The 21796-nt window shown below is 71.0% G+C and carries 16 protein-coding genes and 1 pseudogene; 11 read left to right on the forward strand and 6 right to left on the reverse strand.

Translation table 11 applies throughout. The features are described from left to right. Positions 1–268: 268 nt before the first annotated feature. A pseudogene (locus JQN83_RS34130) lies at positions 269–455 on the reverse strand (hypothetical protein); the annotation flags it as partial. Beyond that, the gene (locus tag JQN83_RS16105) at positions 452–2050 is read right to left on the reverse strand and encodes a PspC domain-containing protein (protein WP_208567970.1); all 1599 of its coding nucleotides are present in this window, start codon (positions 2048–2050) and stop codon (positions 452–454) included. The pseudogene JQN83_RS34130 and the gene JQN83_RS16105, both read right to left, overlap by 4 nt. Positions 2051–2218: 168 nt before the next feature. Here JQN83_RS16105 and JQN83_RS16110 point away from each other — a divergent pair, with 168 nt between their 5' ends. The 8 genes from JQN83_RS16110 to JQN83_RS16145 all read left to right on the forward strand — a co-directional run bounded on the left by JQN83_RS16110 (position 2219) and on the right by JQN83_RS16145 (position 12087). Next, positions 2219–3484 carry an ATP-binding protein gene (locus tag JQN83_RS16110; protein WP_208567971.1) on the forward strand — a complete coding sequence of 422 codons (1266 nt, stop codon included), beginning with the start codon at positions 2219–2221 and terminating at the stop codon, positions 3482–3484. A 1-nt stretch (position 3485) separates the two neighbouring features. Beyond that, a complete protein-coding gene (locus JQN83_RS16115) occupies positions 3486–4172 on the forward strand; it encodes a response regulator (RefSeq protein ID WP_208567972.1) in 687 nt (228 codons plus the stop codon). A gap of 168 nt (positions 4173–4340) precedes the next feature. Next, on the forward strand, positions 4341–5534 hold the full coding sequence (locus JQN83_RS16120) for a thioester domain-containing protein (RefSeq protein ID WP_244252570.1): 1194 nt from the start codon (positions 4341–4343) through the stop codon (positions 5532–5534). Between the two features lie 719 nt (positions 5535–6253). After that, positions 6254–7897: a peptide ABC transporter substrate-binding protein gene (locus tag JQN83_RS16125; protein ID WP_208567973.1), complete on the forward strand. Its 1644-nt coding sequence runs from the start codon at positions 6254–6256 to the stop codon at positions 7895–7897. A 155-nt stretch (positions 7898–8052) separates the two neighbouring features. Then, positions 8053–8979, forward strand: a complete 927-nt coding sequence (locus tag JQN83_RS16130) for an ABC transporter permease (protein ID WP_208567974.1) — start codon at positions 8053–8055, stop codon at positions 8977–8979. Positions 8980–9054: 75 nt separating this feature from the next. Next, the gene (locus JQN83_RS16135; protein ID WP_208567975.1) at positions 9055–10026 is read left to right on the forward strand and encodes an ABC transporter permease; all 972 of its coding nucleotides are present in this window, start codon (positions 9055–9057) and stop codon (positions 10024–10026) included. 26 nt (positions 10027–10052) lie between these two features. Beyond that, positions 10053–11081, forward strand: a complete 1029-nt coding sequence (locus JQN83_RS16140) for an ABC transporter ATP-binding protein (protein ID WP_208568134.1) — start codon at positions 10053–10055, stop codon at positions 11079–11081. Further along, entirely contained in the window at positions 11074–12087 is a 1014-nt protein-coding gene (locus tag JQN83_RS16145) for an ABC transporter ATP-binding protein (protein WP_208567976.1), read from the forward strand. Before JQN83_RS16140 ends, JQN83_RS16145 begins: the two co-directional genes overlap by 8 nt. Before the next feature lie 129 nt (positions 12088–12216). On the opposite strand, the gene JQN83_RS16150 is transcribed toward JQN83_RS16145, so the two are convergent. Continuing rightward, a complete protein-coding gene (locus JQN83_RS16150) occupies positions 12217–12585 on the reverse strand; it encodes a chorismate mutase (RefSeq protein WP_208567977.1) in 369 nt (122 codons plus the stop codon). 298 nt (positions 12586–12883) lie between these two features. Continuing rightward, entirely contained in the window at positions 12884–14734 is a 1851-nt protein-coding gene (locus JQN83_RS16155; RefSeq protein ID WP_208567978.1) for a bifunctional metallophosphatase/5'-nucleotidase, read from the reverse strand. Between the two features lie 239 nt (positions 14735–14973). On the opposite strand from JQN83_RS16155, the gene pcrA reads away from it, so the two are divergent. Continuing rightward, complete coding sequence (gene pcrA / locus JQN83_RS16160) at positions 14974–17376, forward strand: DNA helicase PcrA (protein ID WP_208567979.1); 2403 nt, start codon at positions 14974–14976, stop codon at positions 17374–17376. Between the two features lie 59 nt (positions 17377–17435). Here pcrA and JQN83_RS16165 read toward each other — a convergent pair whose 3' ends face one another. Together JQN83_RS16165 and JQN83_RS16170 are read right to left on the reverse strand one after the other, a co-directional pair. Further along, a complete protein-coding gene (locus tag JQN83_RS16165) occupies positions 17436–18200 on the reverse strand; it encodes a M23 family metallopeptidase (protein WP_208568135.1) in 765 nt (254 codons plus the stop codon). 342 nt (positions 18201–18542) lie between these two features. Then, positions 18543–19259, reverse strand: coding sequence for a M23 family metallopeptidase (locus tag JQN83_RS16170; protein ID WP_208567980.1), 717 nt, complete (start codon positions 19257–19259; stop codon positions 18543–18545). Between the two features lie 385 nt (positions 19260–19644). On the opposite strand from JQN83_RS16170, the gene icmB reads away from it, so the two are divergent. After that, positions 19645–20049, forward strand: coding sequence for a coenzyme B12-dependent isobutyryl CoA mutase small subunit (gene icmB, locus JQN83_RS16175; RefSeq protein WP_208567981.1), 405 nt, complete (start codon positions 19645–19647; stop codon positions 20047–20049). 568 nt (positions 20050–20617) lie between these two features. After that, positions 20618–21796, forward strand: coding sequence for an ADP-forming succinate--CoA ligase subunit beta (gene sucC, locus JQN83_RS16180; RefSeq protein WP_208567982.1), 1179 nt, complete (start codon positions 20618–20620; stop codon positions 21794–21796).

Genomic DNA, 21796 nt, shown 5'->3' on the forward strand with positions numbered 1-21796 from the left:
TCGCCGGACGGCCGCCGAGAAGTGTCCTGGTCGTCGGACCGGGCCGCCGGTTCGTGTTCGCGCCGGTGGTCCGAGCCGTGCTGTCGGCCCGGCTCGCGCGCCGGGTCGCCGAGGTGCAGCTCGGCGGTGTCCCGCCAGCCGGCGCGTTCGTCGTCCCCGCCCGCCGGGCCGGTCGGCGCGCTGCTCACCGGGCCGGTCGGCGTGGCGCTCACCCGGCCGGCCGGAGTGAGGGCCGGCTCGCCATCGGCCGGCGGGACCGGGCGGTCCGGGGTGCGGGCCGAGCGCACCGCCCCGACCAGCCCGAGCACTCCGATGAGCACCAGCGCGCCGGCCAGGAACCAGCCCACCGCGGGCAGGGCCAGCCCGAGGATCTGGGCGAGCAGCCACCAGAGGGAGAGCCCGACGAAGAGCAGCCCGAAGACGAACGACACCAGATCGGTGCGATGGCCCTTCACCGGATCACCTCCAGATTGCCCGCGTTGACGTGGACGGTGAGCCGCAGCGTGCCGCCGCCGGCCCCGTCCAGCCCCAGATCGGTGACCTGGCGTCCCTGCCCGTCCAACCCGGAGCTGCTCTTCCCGAAGACGGTGGCCTCCCCGGCCTTGACGTTCGTCACGGCCGTGACGTCCACGTTCGGCGGCACCACGATGGTGGCCTCCCCGAAGTTGACCACCACGGTCAGGTCGGTGTCCCGCTTGTCGAAGTCCACCGCACGCAGGTCCAGGGTCGCGTCACCGAAGCTGTTCTCGTAGCGGTCGGCCAGCTCCTGGTAACTGGTCGGGGCCCAGGTGACCGCCCCGTCGACACCCCGGACCCGGTCGTAGGACTCGGCGACCGTGGCGACACCGAGAGCGGCGGCGGCGACCAGGCCGAGGGCGATCAGCCAGCGGGCCCGGCCGAACCAGGTGCCGACGAGCAGCCCGAACCCGATGGTGGCGAGCACCGCCGCGAAGTAGCCGGCGGCGCCGATCGGGAAGACGTCCAGCAGGTCCAGGATGGCGACCACGCCGAGGGCCAGGAAGATCAGTGAGAAGGTCGCGGCACCCAGCGCCGACCGTTCCTTCGGTTTCTTCGGCGGTTTGACCCGGGGTGCGGGCGGCGGCGGTGGGGGAGGGCCCCCGGCGTACGGGCCGTGGGGCGCGAACGGCGGCCGGTAGCCCGTACCGGTGGGTGGGACGGTCACCGGCGCGGCGGCGGGCACACCGGTCAGCGGTGGCCGGGGCGGCCAGGCCGGTGCCTCCGCCCGGGTCGCCGCCAGCTCCATCGGCGCGGCCGGTGGCCAGGCCGGTAGCGGTGCGGTACGGGTCTGCGCCGGCCAGCCGGCCGGTTCGCCGGTGCGGGCCGCCGGCCACCCCGCGGGTTGCCCGCCACGATCCGACGGGAACGGGGGTGCCGGCGGGGCGGGTGCCACCGGGGCGAAGGGGGCCGGCCAACCGACCGGGGGGACCGGTCCGGGCGGGGCGGCCGGGCCGGGCGGTGGACCGGCGGCGGCCGGCACGCCGGGGCGGCTCTCCCGGTTGAGCAGCAGCGCACCACCGATGAGGATGGCCGCGCCCAGCAGCACCGCCCGGAACGCGTCGGTGACGATGTAACCGAAGCCCACCGCGACCGTGATGGTCAACAGGATCACGGTGATCGGGGACATGCTCGACCGGCCCCGACCCAGCATCGACTCCAGCGGCGAGGCGCTGTCCCCCTCGCCCGGGATGATCAGCCAGGCGGCCACGTAGACCAGGATGCCGACCCCGCCGAAGAACCCGAGCACCGCGAGGAGCACCCGCCACAGCACCGGGTCGGTGTTGGTGGCCCGGCCGATGGCCGCGCAGACCCCGGCCAGGTAGCGGCCGTCACGGGGCCGGACCAGGCCGTACCGTGAGGTGAAGCTGGCGCCTCCGGACGGTGGGGGATACCCCCCGGGCGGTTGCGGCGTGTCGTCGCCCCCCGTGGGCGACGGGGACGCCGGGGGTGGCCCGGCGGCGGAGCCGGGCGGCGGCATACCACCCGGTGCGGCCACCGGAGGGTACGGCGGCGGGGCAGGGTCCTCGGTCATGACTCGATCCTGCGGGGTCGCCGGGCCGAGTCGCCTCCGGAACCGACCCTGACCCCACCCTGAGATCCCGGTGGGCGGATGTCCGGGGCGTCCCCGTGGTCGGTGCCGTCGTCCCCGTGTGACGATCGGAGCGGCACCACACTCCGGGGTGTCCGTCCGCCACCCACCGTGACCAGGGAGCCTCCGATCAGCGTCGTGACCCCGCCGCCGCGCCTCTACCGGGCGCCCGAGCACCGGCTGGCCGCCGGTGTGGCCGCCGGCATCGCCGACCATCTCGGCATCTCGGTGCTGCGGGTACGCGTCGCCTTCATGGTGCTGCTCGGGCTCAGCGGACTGGGGCTGCTGCTGTACGCGGCGTTCTGGGCGGTGGTGCCGCTGCGGCCGGGTGACACCGCGACCCCGCCCCGGCGGGACCCCGGGCAGCTGCTGCCGTTCGTGGCGATCGGCCTCGGTGTGCTGCTGGTCCAGGTGCTGGTCTTCGACTCGGTCGGCGCGGCGGGCACCGCCGGTTGGCTGGTGGCGATCATCGCGGTCGGTGCCGGGGTGATCTGGCACCAGTCCGCGCCGGAGCGCCGCCGGCAGTGGAGCGGGTCGATGCCGGTGCCGTGGCTCGGCGCGGTGGTGGAGGAGAGCGACCGGCGGGCCTTCGTGCTCCGCTTCGCCGGGGGCGCGGTGCTGGTCGCCGTGGGCATCATCGGTGTGGCGGCGGTCTACTCGCCGGTGCAGAACCTCGACGCGGTGGTCAACGGGGTGATCTTCGCGTTGGTCGGGCTGGTCGGCGTCGGGGTGGTGGCCGCCCCGGTGCTGTGGCGCACGTGGAACCAGCTCCGCTCGGAGCGGGAGGGGCGCATCCGCGAGCAGGAGCGTGCCGAACTGGCCGCCATGGTGCACGACCAGGTGCTGCACACCCTGGCCCTGATCCAGCGCAACGCCAGCGACGTCAAGACGGTGCAGCGGCTCGCCCGGGGCCAGGAGCGGTCGTTGCGCAACTGGCTCTACAAGCCGACCGCCTCGCCGACCGAACGGTTCGCGGCAGCGCTCGAACAGGCCGCCGCCGAGGTGGAGGACACCTTCGCGATCACCGTCGAGGCGGTGGTGGTGGGTGACCGGGAGACCGACGAACGGGTCGGGGCGCTGGTCGCGGCGGCCCGGGAGGCGCTTGTCAACGCGGCCCGCCATGCCGGGGTGCAGACGGTGTCGCTCTACGCCGAGGTCGAGCCGGAGCAGGTGAGCGTCTTCGTCCGGGACCGGGGCAAGGGCTTCGACCCGGATACGGTGGAGGATCACCGGCACGGCGTCCGAGGGTCGATCATCGGGCGGATGAAGCGGCACGGTGGCCGGGCGGAGATCCGTTCCGAGCCCGGGGAGGGGACGGAGGTCCGGTTGATGCTGCCGATCACCGGCACCGGCTCCACGGCGGAAAGGGACAGCTGAGATGGCGGAGCAGTCGATGGAACCGGGTTCGGACGCCCCGACCCGGGTGGAGCGGTTGCGGGTCTTCCTGGTCGACGACCACGCCATGTTCCGGGCCGGGGTCCGGGCCGAGCTGGGCGCACACGTCGAGGTGGTCGGGGAGGCGAGCACGGTGGCCGAGGCGGTCGCCCGGATCGCCGCGACCGGGCCGGAAGTGGTGCTGCTCGACGTGCACATGCCCGACGGTGGGGGGCGGGCGGTGCTGGAGGCGATGCGCCGTAGCCACCCGCAGGTGAAGTTCCTGGCGCTGAGCGTGTCCGACGCCGCCGAGGACGTGATCGGGCTGATCCGGGCGGGTGCCCGGGGCTACGTGACCAAGACCATCTCCCCGGACGAGCTGACCGACGCGATCCGCCGGGTGGCCGACGGGGACGCCGTGTTCAGCCCCCGGCTGGCCGGGTTCGTGCTGGACGCCTTCGCGGCCCGGCCGGACGCCCCGGTCGCCGACCCCGAGCTGGACCAGCTCACCAACCGCGAGCGCGAGGTGCTGCGCCTACTCGCCCGGGGGTACGCGTACAAGGAGATCGCCAAGGAGCTGTTCATCTCGATCAAGACGGTCGAGACGCACGTGTCGAACGTGCTGCGCAAGCTCCAGATGTCCAACCGGTACGAGTTGTCCCGCTGGGCGGCGGACCGACGACTCGTCTGAGACCTCCCATTCCGGGAGCATCGCCCCAGGGCTGACAAGAGATCAATTCGTGTCGCATAATGCCCCGTCGCCTTCGCGCGTGCGGGTGGTGTCACGACCCCGCCCGGGGGCGACGCACACCGGCCCGCCGGGAGCGGGCCCACCCCTGGGGAGAGGTGCACGGAACTGATGTTCGGACAACGAGGACGACGCTGGGCGGGTATCGCCACGGCGCTCGTCACCGGTGGCGCGCTGGTGCTCGCCGCAGCCGGTCCGGCCGCCGCCGAGCCGGCGACGAAGGGCGTGGCGCGGGCGGTGCCGGGCACCGGCGTCACGCTCAAGCTGGACGGTCGGGCGCAGAAGACCTCGGCGCTGGCCCTGGAGTTGAAGGACGGCACCGTGCCGGTCTTCTGCATCGACTTCCACACCCCGGTGGCCCGCGACGGCGAGTACGCCGAGGGCACCTGGGGCGAGTCGGAGGTGAAGAACCTCGGCCGGGTGCAGTGGGTGCTCACCCACGGCTACCCCAACGCCGACCGGGCGAAGCTGCTCGCCGCCGCCGGGGCCACCCTGCCCGCCGGGCTGCCCGACTCCCGGCGTGACACGCTGCTCTACTTCGGCACCCAGACCGCCGTCTGGCACTTCAGTGACGGCATCACCCTGGGCGACTGGGAGCGGGGGCTGACCGCCGCCGCCGAGTACGACGTGATCCGTCGGGTGCACGATTACCTGGTGCGCAACGCCACCGACCAGCCGGAGCCGAAGGCCGAGCTGAGCCTGGACCCGGCGTCGGCCACCGCGACCACCGGCGGGCGTGCCGGGCCGTTCACGGTGCACGGGCCGGCGGGGGAGATCGCGCTGAAGGTCGAGGGTGGCCGTGCCGTCGACGCCGAGGGGCGTCCGGTCGGTACGACCACCAACGGTGGCCGGTTCTGGCTGACCGCAACCGCCGCCGGTCGGGTCACCGTGACGGTCTCCGCGCCGGACTCGGTCTCCTTCGGCCGGGTCTTCCTCTTCTCCGGCGGCAAGAACGCCAAGCAGAAGCTGATCCTGGGTGGCAGCACCGGCACCTCGGTGAACGCCGACGCGGCAGCGAGTTTCGCCGCCGCCCCCGCCTCGCCGTCGCCGTCGGCCACCCCGTCCGGGTCGCCGTCACCGTCGCCGTCCCCCTCGGCCGCGTCGCCGTCGCCGTCGGCCACCCCGGTCGAGTCCTCATCGCCGGCCAGCCCGGCACCGTCGACCTCGCCCGCCAGCAACGGTGGCGGGCTGCCGTTGACCGGTTCGCCGGTCGCGCTGGCCGCCCTGGCGGGGCTGGCGTTGCTGGCCTTCGGCGCGGTGGCCGTGCTGCTGGTCCGTCGTCGCAAGGTCCACTTCACCGTCTGACGTACGGCTCCCTGCGGCCCCGGCACCCGACGGTGCCGGGGCCGGCTGTTTCACCGGTCACCCCTGCGGGGGCCCCGAGACCCGGTGGCGTGGGGGCGGTGTGGCGGAGGGGCCGGTCGTCGGCGGGCGGCGGCCGGCAGTCACCTGCGGTGCAGGTGTGTCGACTGTCTTCGGCCGGCTGGCTGGGACTGTGCTCCGGCTGGCCGAAGCCGCCCTCAGCCGGACGGGCAGAAAGCGGTGACGCCCGGTGGAGGTCGGAGCACGCCAACCGGACGGCGGCAAAGCTCACACTGCTGACCCTGCGGTCACCACCCGGTCGAGCGGACTTGCTGTCTTACCTGCTCAGAGCGGTACGACCAGGGCATCTCATGATCTTTTCTCAAGTATCGGCAACACGGCAGGCAACTAACGGCTTGATAACGGCACCTTCACGTAATGGGCCGGTGGGTGTCACAGTGGCAGCACCTCACCCCCGATGTGAGGCACCCGTGTGTCCCGGCCGACCACGTCGCCGCTGCCTCCGGCACGGATCGTGGTCGTCGAGCCTGCCCGGGAGCCGAGTGCGGGGGTGTGGTGGCCCGGCGGATCGGTACCCCTGGGGTGTCCCGATTTCTCTGCGGTAACCGGTGATCTGTAACACATGATCGCCGTGCGGTGTCACCCCCCAACGTGCGTGAAACCCACGACGGAACCAGGTTAGAAAGAGGAGGCCCCTCGGAATGAGAGTCTCGAAGCGGGCGAGCGGCGCCATTGCGATGGGTGCGGCGTTCGCGCTCATCGCGTCCGGCTGCTCCAGCGGTAACGACGACGAAGGCAGCAGCGGCGCCAGCAGCTCGGACGGGGCCATCGTCGTCGACGGCACCGAGCCGGAGAACCCCCTGGTTCCGGCGAACACCACCGAGACCGGTGGCGGCAAGATCATCGACTGGCTCTGGACCGGTCTGGTCGAGTACCCCAACAACGGTGGTGCGCCGCAGAACGCGCTGGCCGAGTCGATCGAGACGACCGACTCCAAGGTCTACAAGATCAAGATCAAGCAGAACACGAAGTTCCACGACGGCACCGTCGTCAAGGCCAAGAACTTCGTGGACGCCTGGAACTGGGGCGCGTACTCGCCGAACGGCGCGCAGAACGCCAGCTTCTTCGCCGACATCGCCGGCTTCGAGGACGTCAACACCTCCGACCCGGACGGTGACGGCCCGAAGAAGGCGCCCGAGCCCAAGGCCAAGGAGATGTCCGGCCTCAAGGTCGTCGACGACTGGAACTTCGAGGTCACGCTCGCCGCGCCGACCGCCGTGTTCCCGACCAAGCTCGGCTACAGCACCTTCATGCCGCTGCCGGACGCCTTCTTCTCGCAGGGCGCCGAGGCCTTCGGCAAGAAGCCGATCGGCAACGGCCCGGTCAGCTTCGTCTCGTGGGAGAACAACGTCGCGATCAAGCTGACGCGGTTCGACGACTACAACCTGCGCGACAAGATGAAGATCAAGGACGTCAACGTCAAGATCTACCAGGACGACACGGCGGCCTACAACGACCTGGTCTCCAACAACCTGGACTTCCAGCAGCAGGTTCCGGTCTCCTCGCTGGCCGGCGACAAGTGGAAGGCCGACCTGGCCGACCGGGCGATCCCGTCGACCACGCCGTCCACCGGCATCATCGCGTTCCCGATCTACGACAAGCGCTTCCAGAACCCGAAGCTGCGCAAGGCGATCTCGCTGTCGATCAACCGGCAGGAGATCACCGACAAGATCTTCTTCGGTAACCGCAAGCCGGCCGACAGCTGGGCCAACCCGCTGACCCCGGGTGCCAAGCCGGGCAACTGCACCGCCTGCCAGTTCAAGCCGGACGAGGCCAAGGCCCTGCTGGCCGAGGCCGGTGGCTTCACCGGGCAGCTGAAGATGTACTACAACGCCGACGCCAGCCACAAGGACTGGATGGAGGCCGTCGCCGGGCAGGTCAAGAACACCCTGGGTATCGACGCGGTCGCCGTCGGTGTGCCGACCTTCGCGGTCTTCCGGCAGAACATCAACGCCCACAAGATGGACGGTGCCTACCGTGCCGGTTGGCAGCAGGACTACCCGGACGTGGAGAACTGGGTCAACCCGCTCTACGTGACCGGTGGCTCCTCGAACGACGGTCTCTACAGCAACCCCGAGGTGGACGCCCTGGCCAAGCAGGCCAGCTCCGCCCCGAGCCTGGAGGCCTCGCACGAGCTGTTCGCCAAGGCGGTCGAGAAGATCGACCAGGACGTTCCGTCGATGCCGATCTACTTCGGTGGCCAGCAGTCCGGTCACTCCGAGAAGATCAAGAAGATGGAGCTGACCAACGTCGGCGAGCTCGACATCACCTCCGTCGAGCTCTGATCCGTTCGGTCTGACCCCGGGTCGGGCTCGCCTACCGGTGAGCCCGACCCGGGGCCGTTCCGCGAGTGCGTGCACCCCACCCCTCGCCACGTTGTCGCCACCCGTGTCGGCCGCACCCCCGCCCCCGGCACACCCCTTGTCAGGAGGACCACCCCATGGGCCGTTATCTGGTGAGACGGCTGCTCCAACTCGTCCCGGTCTTCATCGGGACGACGCTGATGATCTACCTGCTGGTGTGGAAGGTCCCCGGGGACCCGTTCGCCGGCAAGTGCGGTGACCGTGGCTGTCCGGACAACTACCGGGCCATGATGACCGAGAAGTTCCAGCTGGATCAGCCCTGGTTCGTGCAGTACGCCACCTACATGAAGAACCTCCTGCAAGGCGACTTCGGGACCACCTGGTCGGGGCGCGACGTCGGCGAGATCATCGCCATCGCGTACCCGAACACCCTCAAGCTGGCCCTGGTGGCCCTGGTCATCGAGGGTGTCATCGGTCTCACCGCCGGTGTGCTCACCGGCCTGCGCCGCAACGGCTTCCTGGACAACCTGGTCCTCGTCTCCACGCTCTTCCTGATCGCGCTGCCGGTCTTCGTGGTCGGCTTCGTGCTCCAGTGGTTCTTCGGTGTGAAGCTCGGCATCGTCAAGCCGACCGTCTCCAACGAGATGCGGATCACCGAACTGCTCCTACCGGGCTTCGTGCTGGGTAGCGCGTCGATGGCGTACATCGCCCGGGTGTCACGCACCAGCATCGCGGAGAACCGCCGGGCCGACTACGTGCGTACCGCGATCGCCAAGGGGCTGCCGATGCGCCGGGTGGTCGGTATCCACCTGCTGCGCAACTCGCTGATCCCGGTGGTGACCCTGCTCGGCACCGACCTCGGCGCCCTGATGGGTGGCGCGATCATCACCGAGGGCATCTTCGGCATCAACGGCATCGGCCGCACCGTGCTGCGGGCGATCGTCACCAAGGAGAGCGCTACCGTTGTCTCCATCGTGGTCGTGCTGGTGCTCGTCTACCTGGTGATGAATCTGCTGGTGGACCTGCTCTACGCCGCACTGGACCCGAGGATCCGCTATGAGTGAGCGCAGCAGCGAACGAATCGTCATTGCAGTGTGCGCGGGCAACCAGGCCGGCGCCGAGCGCAGCGAGGTGCAGGCATGAGCGACCCGAGTGCCGCTTCGATCGTGAGCACGCCCCGTCCCGAGCAGTTGACCGAGGCAAGCTCCCCGGCCACCGTCGGCCCGACGGGCAAGAAGGAGAAGCCGCGCAGCCTGCTCGGCGACGCCTGGATCGACCTGCGCCGCAAGCCGCTGTTCTGGATCTCCGCCATCTTCATCGTGCTCTTCGTGGTGATGTCGGCCTTCCCGTCGCTGTTCACCTCGGGTGACCCGGACGCCACCGCGCTCTCCCGCAGCCGGCTCGAGCCCTCCGGCGACGCGTGGTTCGGCTACGACGTGCTCGGGCGGGACGTCTACGCCCGGGTGATCTACGGCGCCAACGCCTCGATCGTGGTCTCGCTGCTCTCCACGATCGGCACCCTGCTGATCGGTGGGGCGGTCGGCATCATCGCGGGCTACAAGGGCGGCTGGGTCGACGGCCTGCTCTCCCGGATCACCGACATCTTCTTCGGCCTGCCGTTCGTGCTCGGCGCGATCGTCATCCTCACCACGTTCAACGGCGCCGGATCCAACAACGGCGAGTGGGAGATCAAGTTCCTGGTGATCGGCTCGCTGGTGCTGCTGAGCTGGCCGGTGGTGATGCGGCTGATGCGCTCCTCGGTGCTCGCCACCAAGGAGGCCGACTACATCGTGGCGGCCCGCGCGATGGGTGCCAGCACCGGCCGGATCATCTTCAAGCACCTGCTGCCGAACTGCCTGGCGCCGCTGCTGGTCTACGGGACGATCATGATCGGCTCCTTCATCGGCGCCGAGGCCACCCTGTCCTTCCTGGGTATCGGCCTGCAGAGCCCGGTGGTCTCCTGGGGCATCATGATCAATGAAGCGCAGAACTACCTCCGGGTCTCGCCCTTCCTGCTCTTCTTCCCCTCCGCGTTCCTCGTCACCGCCGTGCTGAGCTTCGTCATGCTCGGCGAGGCGGTCCGCGAGGCCCTCGACCCGAAGCTCCGATAGGGGAGACTGAGTTGTCCGACATTCTCGTGTCCGAGCAGTCCGCGCCCGGCGCCGACGGATCCGGTCGCCCCTCCGGCCGGCTGCTCGAGGTCGACGACCTGCGGGTGGAGTTCCGCACCCGGGACGGCGTCGCCAAGGTCATCAACGGAGTGACGTACCACGTCGACGCGGGGGAGACCCTCGCCGTGCTCGGCGAGTCCGGCTCCGGTAAGAGCGTCACCGCGCAGACCATCATGGGCATCCTGGACATGCCGCCCGGCTTCGTCACCGGCGGTCAGGTCCGCTTCCACGGCAAGGACATGCTCACCATGTCCGCCGAGGAACGTCGCCGCATCCGTGGCGAGGGCATCGCGATGATCTTCCAGGACTCGCTCTCCGCCCTGAACCCGGTCTTCACCGTCGGGTTCCAGATCGCCGAGCAGTTCCGGGTCCGGCGCGGGATGAGCCGTTCCGACGCCAAGAAGCGCGCGATCGAGATGCTCGACCAGGTCAAGATCCCGAACGCCAAGGGCCGGTTCAGCAACTACCCGCACCAGTTCTCCGGCGGTATGCGGCAGCGCGCGATGATCGCGATGTCGCTGGCGCTCGACCCCGAGGTGCTGATCGCCGACGAGCCGACCACCGCGCTGGACGTGACCGTGCAGGCCCAGATCATGGACCTGCTCGGTGAACTCCAGCGGGAACGCCGGATGGGCATGATCCTGATCACCCACGATCTCGGCGTGGTCGCCGACGTCGCGGACCGGATCGCGGTCATGTACGCCGGCCGGATCGTCGAGGAAGCCGACGTCTACGACCTGTACGCCAAGCCGGCGCACCCGTACACGCTCGGCCTGCTCAACTCGATCCCCCGGCTGGACGAGAAGGGGCAGCAGCTCCGCACCATCAAGGGCCTCCCGCCGAACCTGATGAACATCCCGCCGGGCTGCCCGTTCAACCCGCGCTGCCCCATGGCGCAGCCGGTGTGCCGGGAGACCGTCCCCCCGCTGTTGCAGATCGGCACCGGTCGGGCCAGCGCCTGCCACTTCGCCGAGGAGCTGGTGAACCGTGACTGACAACATCATCGAAGTCCGTGACCTGGTCAAGCACTACCCGGTCACCCGGGGCATCGTGTTCAAGAAGACCATCGGCCAGGTCAAGGCCGTCGACGGCGTCTCGTTCGACCTCAAGGCCGGCGAGACGCTGGGCGTGGTCGGCGAGTCGGGCTGCGGCAAGTCGACGCTGAGCCGGGTCCTGATGAACCTGGAGAAGCCCACCGCAGGCACGGTGCACTACAAGGGCCAGGACATCGCCAAGCTCTCCGGTGGCGCGCTGCGGCGGCTGCGCCGGCAGATCCAGCTGGTGATGCAGGACCCGTACACCTCGCTGAACCCGCGGATGACCGTCGGTGACCTGATCGGTGAGCCGTTCGAGATCCACTCGGAGGTCGCGCCGCGGGGCAGCCGCCGGGACAAGGTCAAGGAACTGCTCGACCTGGTCGGCCTCAACCCGGAGCACATCAACCGGTACCCGCACCAGTTCTCCGGCGGTCAGCGGCAACGCATCGGCATCGCCCGGGCGCTCGCCCTGCGCCCCGAGGTGATCGTCTGCGACGAGCCGGTCTCCGCTCTGGACGTCTCGATCCAGGCCCAGGTGATGAACCTGCTGGAGAAGCTCCAGAACGAGCTGGGCCTGTCGTACGTGTTCATCGCGCACGACCTGTCGGTGGTCCGGCACCTGTCGGACCGGGTCGCGGTGATGTACCTCGGCAAGATCGTGGAGATCGGCACCGAGGACGAGATCTACGAGCGGCCGACCCACCCGTACACCCAGGCGCTGCTGTCGGCGGTGCCGGTGCCGGACCCGACGCTGCGGGAGAACAAGGCGATCATCCGGCTCACCGGTGACGTCCCGTCGCCGATCAGCCCGCCGTCGGGCTGCCGGTTCCGCACCCGGTGCTGGAAGGCGCAGGACCTCTGCGCCGAGCAGCCGCCGCTGCTGGAGATCCGCCCCGGCTCGGACCACCCGAGCGCCTGCCACTTCGCCGAGAAGCGGGAGATCGTCGCCACGCACGACGCGTGAGCCACACCCGGGCCGCCTGCCACCGTCACCCCGACGGCGGCAGGCGGTTCGTCGTTACCGGCCCGTGGTCCGGCAGCTCCACCCCACACCCGGGCGGTCCGCCCTTCCGCAACGCCCGGCGGTCCGCCCTTACAGCGGGCCGCGCCCCGCCCGCAGCAGCAACAGCGCGAGTTGGGTACCGTCGGCCCCCAACTCGGTGCGGAAGCGCTCCAGGATCTCGCGCTCCCGGGAGAGCACCAGCCGGGTGCCCCCGGAGGCCATCCGGGTCACCCCGACCTCCTGGGAGAGCGCCGCCCGTTCCTGCCAGAGCGCGATCAGCGTCCGGTCGATCTCGTCGATCCGTTCCCTGATCGCCACGATCCGCTCGGCCGCCGCCGTGTCACCGGTGCCGGTACGGGCGGCAGCGGCTCCGGTCGGGTCGGTCTCCGTGGGATCGGCCCCGGCCGGCTCGTCGTGCCGCGCGGGGCCACCGCTGGACTCCACCACGTCAGTCATCATCGTCGTACCCCTCGGGTCTCGGGCCCGGTGTTCGGATCCCGGGACGAAAAAGCCCCGGGCTCTCCGAGCCCGGGGCTTTCGTAGGTCCTGTCGATCAGGCGCGACCCACGGCTGCCGGACTCCCGGTGCCGTAGTAAAAGAAGAACCGCCGCTCGATCACGTCGTCGAGTATGCCGACCGGAAGCCGGTCCGCGCAAGCAGTCCCCGGCCACCGGGTGCGACCGTGTCCCCGCCGACGGGATCGGGCCGGGCTTCCCGTCGGCGCGCGGACGCGCCGACGGGAAGCCCGGCCCTCAGATCAGCCCAACCGGGTGATGCGGTCCGCCGCCGTGGGGGCGACCGGCTCCCCGGCACCCAGGTACGCCACCAGGGCGTCCACGTCGAAACCGGGTGCCGTGGTCCGGCCGGTGCCACCCGCCAGCTCGGTGAACCCGTCCCCGCCGTTGGCGAGGAAGTCGTTCGTGGTGACCCGGAAGCTGGCCGCCGGGTCGACCGGGGTGCCGTTCAGGGCCAGCGCGCTGACCCGCGAGCCGGCCGGGGCGGTGCTGTCGTACGAGTAGGTCAGCCCGGCCGACGGCTGGAGGATGCGCTGGGTGGTCTGCCCCTTGAAGCCGACGAACTGCTGCTCCAGCACGTCCTTGAGCTGCGCGCCGGTGAACGTCTGGGTGACCACCAGGTTGTTGAACGGCTGCACGGTGAACGCCTCGCCGTAAGTCACCTCGCCCGGCGCCTCACCACCGGCCGACGCCGCGTACGACAGGGAGGCCCGAACGCCACCCGGGTTCATCAGCGCGAGCTGCGCCCCGTCGCCCCTGGTGTACGCCAGCTGCGCGTCGGCGATCACGTCACCCATCGGGCTCTCCCCGTTGGGCCGGACGTCCCGGACGATGTCGGCGCTGATCTTCCCGACCACCCGGTTGGCGATCGGGGCGACCGCCGTGCGGTACTTGTCGGCCAGCGTCTTCGCGCCCGCGTCGACCAGGGCCGGGTTCTTGGCGAACACCCCGCCGGTCTGCTGCCAGGTCCCGTCGGCGTTGCGCACGCCGTTCTCCACGATCACGTTCTTCGCGGTGATGCCGGTGAACCGGCCGGTCCGCCGGTCCAGCGAGTAGTCGATGTCGGTGACCAGCTGGCCGTTGTTGCCGGCGCTGGTGACCACGCTCGGCTTGCCCGAGGAGTTCGGCAGCGAGCAGGAGTAGAAGCGGTGGGTGTGCCCGGAGACCACCACGCCGAACTCCGGCCGCAGGCCCTTGACGATGTCGACGATCGGGCCGGAGAAGTTGGCGCAGTCGGAGACGCCCGGGGTGGCCGGCGGCGCGGACTGTGCGCCGCCCTCGTGCACCAGCAGCACCATCGCCTTGACACCGAAGAGCTTGAGCAGGCCGCCCCACTTGTTGGCGGTCTGCACCTCGTCGGTGAAGGTGACGTCCTTGATGCCGGCCGGGTTGACGATGCCCGGGGTGCCCTCCAGGGTGACCCCGACGAAGCCGACCGGCACGCCGCCGACGAACTTCACGTCGATCGGGGGCAGGATCGGCAGCTTGGTCTTCTTGTTGATGGTGTTGGCGGCGAGGTAGGTGAACTTCGCGCCGGCGAAGCCGTCGCCGTCCTGGCAGCCGTCGACCGGGTGGCAGCCGCCCTTGTCGATCCGGAGCAGCTCCTTGACGCCCTCGTCGAACTCGTGGTTGCCGACCGAGCTGACGTCCAGGCCGATCTGGTTCATCAGCTCGATGGTGGGCTCGTCGTGGAAGGCGGCGCTGACCAGCGGGGTGGCCCCGATCAGGTCGCCGGCGCCGACGGTGGTGGTGACCCGGCCCTCGGCCTTCGCCTCGGCGCGCAGCTTCTTCAGCCAGGTGGCCAGGTATTCCACCCCGCCGGCCGGGGTGCCGTTGACGGTCGCGCCGCTGCCGCCGGGCGGGTCGATCGCGCCGTGGAAGTCGTTGTAGCTGAGGAACTGGCCCTTGACCTCGCCACCCGTCGCGGTGGCGTACGAGACGGCGACCGGGGCGAGGCCGGCCCCGGGGGCGGCGTCGGCCGGCGGCGTGGTGGTGCGGCCGGTGCTGGGCAGGCTGGCCACGACGGCCAGGGCGAGGACCGGCGCGGCGAGGTGACGCAGCACGGCCCGACCGCGCGAGCGCGGTTGACTCATGGTTGTTCTCCCAAGTCGTCTACGGGGGAGCAGGCGGGGATTTCCCGGGTCATCGTCGCGCCTCGGGACCCAAGATGCCAGTGGGGCCACCGTGACAGGTTCGTCTCAGTCCGGTCGGGGCGGTCGCCGGGGCCACGGGGGAGCTGCGGCAGATGGACCGTGGCGGTCGGCCGGCGGGGGTACGGCGTCCGGCCGGGCGTGCGGGAAGTGTCCGGCCGACGGCATAGACTCGCCGTGCGATGCATCCTCTCTTCGACATCCCCGCGTCCCCGCCCGCGCCCGAGCCCGCGTCGGTTCCGCCGCGCCGGCCCGGCCCCGCCCGCCGCCTCGATCCGCAGGACCTGGTGGAGGGCCTGAACGGTCCCCAGCGGGACGCGGTCACCCACTCCGGTTCGCCGCTGCTGATCGTGGCCGGGGCCGGCTCCGGCAAGACCCGGGTGCTCACCCACCGGATCGCCTACCTGCTCGCCGCGCGGGACGTCCACCCCGGCGAGATCATCGCGATCACCTTCACCAACAAGGCCGCCGGTGAGATGAAGGAACGGGTGACCCACCTGGTCGGCCCGCGCGCCCGGCTGATGTGGGTGTCGACGTTCCACTCCGCCTGCGTGCGCATCCTGCGCGCCGAGCACGAGCACGCCGGCCTGAAGTCGACCTTCTCCATCTACGACGCCGACGACTCCCGCCGGCTGATGCAACTGGTCGCCCGGGAGCTGGATCTCGACCCGAAGCGCTACCCGGCCCGGGGGCTCGCCGCCCAGGTGTCCAACCTGAAGAACGAGCTGACCGACCCGGAGGAGTTCGCCGGCCGGGCCACGGGCCCCAACGAGCGGGCGCTCGCCGAGGCGTACACCCTCTACCAGCGGCGGCTGCGGGAGGCGCACGCGCTGGACTTCGACGACCTGATCATGACGACGGTGCACCTGCTCCAGTCGCACCCGCACGTCGCGGAGAGCTACCGCCGCCGGTTCCGGCACGTCCTGGTCGACGAGTACCAGGACACCAACCACGCGCAGTACACCCTGATCAAGGAGCTGGTCGCCGGCACCGAGGGGATCGCGCCGGCCGAGCTGTGCGTGGTCGGCGACGCCGACCAGTCGATCTACGCGTTCCGGGGCGCGACGATCCGCAACATCCTGGAGTTCGAACGGGACTTCACCGACGCCCGGACGATCCTGCTGGAGCAGAACTACCGCTCCACCCAGACCATCCTCAACGCGGCCAACGCGGTGATCGACCGCAACACCTCCCGCAAGCCCAAGCGGCTGTGGAGCGACGCCGGGGCCGGTGAGCAGATCGTCGGCTACGTCGCCGACACCGAGCACGCCGAGGCCGACTGGGTGGGCCGGGAGGTCGACCGGCTGGTCGACGCGGGGGAGACCCGCCCCGGCGACGTGGCCGTCTTCTACCGCACCAACGCCCAGTCCCGGGTCTTCGAGGAGGTGTTCATCCGGGTCGGCCTGCCCTACAAGGTGGTCGGCGGAGTGCGCTTCTACGAACGCAAGGAGGTCCGCGACGCGCTGGCCTACCTGCGCGCGGTGGTCAACGACGACGACACGGTCAGCCTCCGCCGGGTGCTGAACACCCCACGCCGGGGCATCGGCGACCGGGCCGAGGCGTGCGTCGAGGCGCTCTCCAGCCGGGACCGGATCTCCTTCGGCGCGGCGCTGCGCCGGGCCCGGGAGGCACCGGGCATCTCCACCCGGGCCGCCAACTCCATCGCCGAGTTCGTCGCGCTCCTCGACGGTGCCCGCGAGCTGGCCGAGGAGGGCACCCCGGAGGAGGTGCTGGAGGCGCTGCTGACCCGGTCGGGCTACCTGACCGAGCTGGAGGAGAGCCTCGACCCGCAGGACGCCGGCCGGGTCGACAACCTCCAGGAACTGGTCAGCGTCGCCCGGGAGTACACCGAGCGGATCGAGGCGCTGGGCGAGGACGGTGAGCGGGCCACCCTCGCCGGTTTCCTGGAGCAGGTGGCGCTGGTCGCCGACGCCGACCAGATCCCCTCCGACGACCCCGACCACCAGGGGGTCGTCACCCTGATGACCCTGCACACCGCCAAGGGCCTGGAATTCCCGGTGGTGTTCCTGACCGGCCTGGAGGACGGCGTCTTCCCCCACCTGCGCTCGCTGGGCGACACCCGGGAGCTGGAGGAGGAGCGGCGGCTGGCGTACGTGGGCATCACCCGGGCCCGGCAGCGGCTCTACCTGTCCCGGGCGGTCACCCGTTCGGCCTGGGGGCAGCCGTCGTACAACCCGCCGTCGCGCTTCCTGGAGGAGCTGCCGCCGGAGCTGGTCCGCTGGGAGCGCACAGAGGGGACGTACACCTCGTGGGCCGGTGGGGGCGGCGGCGTCGGGGGGCGTGCGGACCGCGTGCCCGGCGGGCGTGGCGGCTTCACCGGGGGCACGCCGAGGGCGACGGAGCTGGCGAAACGGCTCGGGGTCGACGCCAGTCGGCTGGCCACCGCCAGCGAGCTGCCGCAGGGGCCGAAGGTGTCGGCCGGTGACCGGGTCAACCACCAGCGCTACGGCCTGGGGCGGGTGCTCGCGGTCGAGGGCCACGGGCCGAGCGCCCGCGCGCAGATCGACTTCGGCGACCAGACCATGTGGCTGGTGCTGCGGCACGCCCCGCTCGACAAGCTCTGAGGCGACAGCGAAGGGCCCGGCCCGGCAGCACGCCGGGCCGGGCCCTTCGCCGTCGCGGCTCAGCAGGCCACGTCGATGCCCCGGGCGCGCAGGAACGGCGCCGGGTCGATCTGGTTCCACATCTGCCCCTGGTGCACCTCGAAGTGCAGGTGGGGGCCGGTGGAGTCGCCGGTGGAGCCCTCGTAGCCGAGCACCTCGCCGACGCCGACCCGGTCCCCGACGGCGACCTTCACGCTGCTCTGGTGGGCGTAGTGGGTCAGGTAGCCGTTGCCGTGGTCGACGAAGACCGAGATGCCGTAGCCGTCGCCGACGTCGCCGGCCTTGACCACGGTGCCGGCCGCGGCGGCGTGGATCGGGGTGCCGGCCGGCATGGCGAAGTCGATTCCGGCGTGCAGGGCGCCCCCGCGCTGCCCGTAGCAGGAGGTGATCCCGGCCCCCGCCATGGGGATCACCCAGGACGGCTTCGGCTTGGGAGCGGTGGTCTTCCTGGCGACGGCCTTCGGCTTCGCGGTGACCTTCGGCTTGGCCTTCGGCTTCCGCGTCGGGGCGGCCGTCGGGGTGGGACTGGCGCTGGTGGGGGTCGGCACGGCGCTGGGGCTGGCCGGGGCGGTCGACTCCCGGGTGGACCGGTCGGCACGGTCGGTGGCCTCGGCACGGGCCTGTGCGTCGAGCGCGACGGCGGCCGGCTCGGGGGCGTCGTCCCGGTCGAGGGCGGCCGTGGCGGCCCCGGCCAGGCCGAGGCCGACCAGGGCGACCACGCCGACGGCGAGGGCGCGTGCGCCGCGTGGGTGACGCCGCCGGTGCCGGATCACGGCGGCGGAGATCCGCGCGTTGCGGGTGCTGCTGGCAGTGCGGGTGGTGCTGTCGGCGTTGCCGGTGGTGCTGTCGTTGTCTTCCTGCACGGCGGACCTTCACACACTCAGGGGATTCGGACCGGACCATCCTGGGTGTCGGAGCGCGCCGGGACGGGAACCGGTACCGGCGGGTAGCCCCGACCGCCCCGGAGGGCTGCCCGGCTATGTCCCGCAGGGGTGTCGTCTGCCCCGTTGACCGGGCCGGGTCGCCAGTGTCGTCGGTCACATCGCGGTGTGTGACGCAGCAGACTTACCCACACGCGAAACCGCCCGGATCCGTAGATCCGGGCGGTCAACAGGCGTCACGCAGGGTCAGGAGGCGGCTTTCTCGGTGTAGTACGCCTCGACCTGTAGCTTGATGTCCACTCCGCGCTCCTGGAGCCACGGCACCGGGTCGAGGGGCTGGCCCTTGACGTGGACCTCCAGGTGCAGGTGCGCGCCGTACGAGTGGCCGGTGTTGCCGACCAGGCCGAGCTGGTCGCCCGCCTTGACCTGCTGGCCCTCGTGCACGCTCACCGCGGAGGAGTGACCGTAGATGGCCTCGCTGCCGTCGGCGTGCTGGACGATCACCGCGTAGCCGTAACCGCCGAACCAGCCGGCCTTGGTGACCGTGCCGGAGTGGATGGCCACGTACGGGGTGCCCTCCGGCGCGACCAGGTCGATGCCGGTGTGCAGCTTGCCCCACCGCATGCCGTACGGGGAGTTGAAGTCGTAGCCCTGCATGGGCAGCAGCCACGGGTCCTGCTCGTCGACGCCCGCCGCGGTGTCCCGGGCGTTGTCGCGGGTGGCCCGGTCGGCGGCGTCGGCCCGCGCGGCGGCGTCCTGGCTGGTGATCGAGGCCTGCCGGAGCTCGTCGAGGACCGACGGGCTGACGCTCTTGGCGTCCGGCATCGCCCCCGCGCCGAGCGCGACGATCCCGGCACCGACGAACGCGGTGGTGACGACCGCCGCGTAGCGGCTCCGTGGGGGGGTTGGTACACGGCGGCGGCCGCGATATCTATCGGGCTCAGACGACAGGCGCTGGCGCACGCACACCCTCCGTTGTCGGGGATCCGATGCAATCTCCGACCGTTCGGTGCAGCTGATCGAACGGTCGGAGATCGCGTCATCACCCGTCCGTGGACCTGATGACAACCGTGGACACGTTAGCCCTCCACCGCTCCGGTCACAAGCGTAGGCACCGAAGCGGCGATTCCTTCTGTCCCTTTCCGTCCCTCATTGTCATAGCTCCAGACGCCGGACGGCTGTCCCTCTTCCTGCCCGTTCGTCGCGCACCGTGACCGTTCGGCGGAGGCGTCCGGCTTCCGGGTCGCCGGTCGGCACGGTAGGGGTCCGGCCCGGGTTCTCCACCCCGGGTCGGTCGGGTTACCGTTCGTTCAGCTGGTAGCCGCGGAGCCGTGAAGGGTGTGCGCTGATGAACTCTCGTATCCGGGTAGTCGTCGCGAAGCCGGGCCTCGACGGCCACGACCGGGGCGCGAAGGTGGTGGCGCGTGCGCTGCGTGACGCGGGCATGGAGGTCATCTACACCGGCCTGCACCAGACCCCGGAGCAGATCGTCGAGACCGCCATCCAGGAGGACGCCGACGCGGTCGGCCTCTCGGTGCTCTCCGGTGCGCACATGACGCTCTTCCGCCGGGTGCTGGAGCTGCTCGCCGAGCGGGACGCGCGGGACATCGTCGTCTTCGGCGGCGGCATCATCCCCGACGCCGATCTCCCCGAGCTGGTGGAGCTGGGCGTCAAGAAGATCTTCACGCCGGGTGCGACCACCCAGTCGATCGTGGAGTGGGTCCGGGCCAACGTGGCCCAGCCGGTGGGCTGACCACCCGGGTGCGCCGCACCCCTTCGTACGCCGACGGTGGTGTGCCGGTTTCCGGTCGCCGCCGTTTTCGTCGTGCCGTGACCCCCACGGCGGTGTGCTCCCCGCGGTGGTGTGACCCGGGCGGCGGTGTGATCCCGGGGGCGGTGTGGCCCGGCCGGGGCGGCGGATCGGGAGTCATCCGAATCCGGGCAGGGTGAAGGGCCGGACGCACCCCTCACACGCCCGGCCCTTCTATGCACGATGCCCCGCCGCCACCCCTCGACCGACAGGGCATCGGCCGCTCCCGTCTTCGCGCTGACCAGCGCTCCGACATCAGACTCAACGACGCCCGTACGGTGGGGTTACGCGTTGCTTGGGACAACCTGTGGACCAATTTGTGTCACCGGCGAGTCGCCGGCGGCGCGCTGTGCATTACCGCACACCGCGCACCCGCTCGGTTGCCGCCGGTGCCCACCTCGCTAGGCTGCGGCCAATGGCCTGTTTCAACTGATGACAGGCGTCAACGGAGTTTCACAACGCTGGCGGCGGCGCGACGGCGCGCCGCGGAGACGGGACGGGACGCGCAATCGTGGACCTGTACGAGTACCAGGGGCGGGACCTGTTCGAGCGGCACGGCTTGCCCGTGCTCGCCGGCGGCGTCGCCACGACCCCGGAGGAGGCCCGCGCGATCGCCGAACGCCTCGGCGGTCGGGTGGTCGTCAAGGCGCAGGTGAAGGTCGGTGGCCGTGGCAAGGCCGGCGGCGTCAAGCTGGCCGAGGGCGCCGACGAGACGGTGGCCAGGGCCACCGACATCCTCGGCATGGACATCAAGGGTCACACCGTCCACAAGGTCATGATCACGGTGACCGCGGACGTGGCCGAGGAGTACTACTTCTCCTACCTGCTCGACCGGGCGAACCGCACCTTCCTCTGCATCGCCAGCGTGGCCGGCGGTATGGACATCGAGCAGGTCGCCGCCGAGACCCCCGACAAGGTGGTCAAGGCCCCGATCGACGCGGTCGAGGGCGTGGACGAGGCGAAGGCCCGGGAGATCGTCGCCGCGGCCGGGTTCCCGGCCGAGGTCGCCGACCAGGTCGTCGCGGTCGCGGTCGGGCTGTGGAAGGCGTTCGTCGCCGAGGACGCCACCCTGGTCGAGGTGAACCCGCTGGCCAAGACGGGCGACGGCACGATGCTGCTGCTCGACGCCAAGATCACGCTGGACGAGAACGCCGGTTTCCGGCACCCGGACCACGAGGCGCTGGTCGACCAGGCCGCGGTGGACCCGCTGGAGCAGGCCGCCAAGGAGAAGGACCTCAACTACGTCAAGCTCGACGGCGAGGTCGGCATCATCGGCAACGGCGCGGGTCTGGTCATGTCCACCCTCGACGTGGTGGCCTACGCGGGCGAGCGGCACGGCAACGTCAAGCCGGCCAACTTCCTCGACATCGGCGGCGGCGCGAGTGCCGCGGTGATGGCCAACGGTCTGGAGATCGTGCTGTCCGACCCGTCGGTTCGCAGCGTCTTCGTCAACGTCTTCGGCGGCATCACCGCCTGCGACGAGGTCGCCAACGGCATCATCCAGGCGCTGGCCCTGCTGGAGGAACGCGGCGAGAAGGTCACCAAGCCGCTCGTCGTCCGGCTCGACGGCAACAACGCGGAGGCCGGTCGGGCGATCCTCGACGGCGCCGGCAACCCGCTCGTGCAGCGGGTCGACACCATGGACGGCGCGGCCGAGCGGGCCGCCGAGCTGGCAGCTGCGGGGGTCTGA

Source organism: Micromonospora antibiotica (genome assembly GCF_017599305.1).
GTDB classification, from domain to species: Bacteria; Actinomycetota; Actinomycetes; order Mycobacteriales; family Micromonosporaceae; genus Micromonospora; species Micromonospora antibiotica.

Bases quoted from the DNA above. Each gene is read 5' to 3' on its own strand.
- JQN83_RS16115 (WP_208567972.1), top strand. From the start codon at position 3,486: ATGGCGGAGCAGTCGATGGAACCGGGTTCGGACGCCCCGACCCGGGTG.
- JQN83_RS16105 (WP_208567970.1), bottom strand. From the start codon at position 2,050: ATGACCGAGGACCCTGCCCCGCCGCCGTACCCTCCGGTGGCCGCACCG.
- JQN83_RS16150 (WP_208567977.1), bottom strand. From the start codon at position 12,585: ATGATGACTGACGTGGTGGAGTCCAGCGGTGGCCCCGCGCGGCACGAC.
- JQN83_RS16120 (WP_244252570.1), top strand. From the start codon at position 4,341: ATGTTCGGACAACGAGGACGACGCTGGGCGGGTATCGCCACGGCGCTC.
- JQN83_RS16135 (WP_208567975.1), top strand. From the start codon at position 9,055: ATGAGCGACCCGAGTGCCGCTTCGATCGTGAGCACGCCCCGTCCCGAG.
- JQN83_RS16125 (WP_208567973.1), top strand. From the start codon at position 6,254: ATGAGAGTCTCGAAGCGGGCGAGCGGCGCCATTGCGATGGGTGCGGCG.
- JQN83_RS16130 (WP_208567974.1), top strand. From the start codon at position 8,053: ATGGGCCGTTATCTGGTGAGACGGCTGCTCCAACTCGTCCCGGTCTTC.
- JQN83_RS16155 (WP_208567978.1), bottom strand. From the start codon at position 14,734: ATGAGTCAACCGCGCTCGCGCGGTCGGGCCGTGCTGCGTCACCTCGCC.
- icmB (WP_208567981.1), top strand. From the start codon at position 19,645: ATGAACTCTCGTATCCGGGTAGTCGTCGCGAAGCCGGGCCTCGACGGC.
- pcrA (WP_208567979.1), top strand. From the start codon at position 14,974: ATGCATCCTCTCTTCGACATCCCCGCGTCCCCGCCCGCGCCCGAGCCC.